Below are 1,962 nucleotides of genomic sequence, written 5' to 3'. Positions count from 1 at the left end.
CGGGAGTTTGACAGTTAAATTATATCAGAAGTACTTACAGGCCACAGCTGGTCTGTATTTTTTTGTCAAATTTATATTCTTAATATATAGTAATATATAGCGATATGTGTTATAATAAGGGCTGGGGGATAATTATTATGAAGCTTACAATCTCAAAGTCCAAAAACTCAGAATCGTTTTATATTTCAAAATCCTATATCGATAATTCGGGCAAGAGCACAACTGCTACTGTTCGCAAACTCGGCACTCTATCAGAACTATTAAAGGATCATGGGCCTACTCGTGATGATGTTATTGCATGGTGTAAGAGTGAAGTTGCTGCTGAAACTCAAAAGTATAAGCAGGCTCGTAAAACAAAGTCTGTTCAGGTTGTTTTCCACGCCGACAAAGAATTAGACTATGCTCAGCGTAAGCTTTTTGAAGGTGGATATCTGTTTCCTCAAGCTGTTTATTACAAACTCCAGCTGGATAAGATATGCAAAACCATCAAACAACGTCATCATTATGAATACGACCTGAACGCCATCCTATCAGATCTGATTTATAACCGTATCCTGGATCCTCGCAGTAAGCTTTCCGCATATAAAGCAGCTCAGTCATATCTTGAAGCTCCTACTTATGAACTTCATGATGTTTACAGAGCGCTGTCGGTTCTTGCAGAGGAGTCTGATTTTATTCAGTCTGAGGTATTTAAATGCAGCAAAATTTTCGGAAAGCGAAACGACAGGGTTCTATACTATGACTGTTCAAATTTCTATTTTGAAATCGAGCAGGAAGACGGTATTAAAAAGTATGGCAAAAGCAAGGAACATCGTCCCAATCCAATCGTTCAGATGGGACTTTTCATTGATGGAGACGGTATTCCTCTAGCTTTTTCAATCTTTGGAGGAAATCAAAACGAACAGAAATCACTAAAGCCTCTGGAGTCCAAAATACTCCAGCAGTTCGGGCATGAGAAGTTCATTTACTGCAGTGATGCTGGTCTTGGTTCAACAGATAACCGCAAATTTAATCATCTTGGAGAACGAGCTTTTATTGTCACCCAGTCAATAAAAAAACTTGATGCAGAGAACAAAGCACTTGCGCTGAGCAAGGATGGATTCAAAAGACTTTCGGATAATAAAAAGGTCTCTGTTGCAGCAATTCAAGATGATGATTCTGATGAACTTTACTACAAAGAAATTCCCTATATCAGTGGAAATATAGACCAACTCCTCATAATCACCTACTCCCCTAAATATGCAGCTTATCAAAGGTCAATCCGAGAAGCTCAGGTTCAACGCGCTGAAGCTATGATAAAAAATGGAAAGCTCAAAAAGAATCGCAAGAATCCTAATGATCCAGCTCGTTTTATAGGCAAGGATGCATGTACCAAAGAAGGTGAAGTTGCTGATATCCATTACTATCTTGATGAGGACAAGGTTGCTGAAGAAGCCAGATATGATGGTCTCTATGCTGTTTGCACAGATCTGATAGATGACGATGTCCAAGAGATTTTAAAAGTGAGTGAAGGCAGATGGCAGATTGAAGAATGCTTCAGAATTATGAAAACAGACTTCTCAGCAAGGCCTGTATATATACGAAGAGAGGACCGGATAGAAGCTCATTTTCTTACATGTTTCCTGGCATTACTTGTATATCGTTTATTGGAAAAGCAGCTTGAAAGCAAGTATACCTGTGAAGAAATCCTGGATAAATTAAAATCTATGAATTTTGCAGACATAAAAGGTCAGGGATACATGCCTACTTATGTTCGAGACAAACTGACTGATGCTCTCCACAGAACATGCGGATTCAGAACTGACTACGAATTCATCACCAAAGCTGATATGAGAACAATAGAAAAACAGAGTAAGCAAAGGTAATATTACTATATTTCAAGAAGCACAAAGATAACGCCGAAAGCCAGATGATTCAAGGTTTTCGGCGTTATTTATTGTTGTTGAACTGTCAAAGACAGGA

At 38.5% G+C, this 1,962-nt stretch carries 1 protein-coding gene; it reads left to right on the top strand.

Annotation, left to right across the window (positions count from 1 at the left end):
• The first annotated feature begins 137 nt into the window (after positions 1-137).
• A complete protein-coding gene (locus tag G601_RS0113785) occupies positions 138-1,865 on the top strand; it encodes an IS1634 family transposase (RefSeq protein ID WP_026665711.1) in 1,728 nt (575 codons plus the stop codon).
• Positions 1,866-1,962: the final 97 nt, after the last annotated feature.

It is taken from the genome of Butyrivibrio sp. FC2001 (assembly GCF_000424125.1).
In the GTDB taxonomy this organism is placed as follows: domain Bacteria; phylum Bacillota; class Clostridia; order Lachnospirales; family Lachnospiraceae; genus Butyrivibrio.
The sequence above is the reverse complement of the archived record's forward strand: the minus strand, read 5'-3'. Positions and strand labels throughout refer to the sequence as shown.

Excerpts from the sequence above, each read along its gene's own strand:
- G601_RS0113785 (WP_026665711.1), top strand. The coding sequence starts at position 138 with ATGAAGCTTACAATCTCAAAGTCCAAAAACTCAGAATCGTTTTATATT.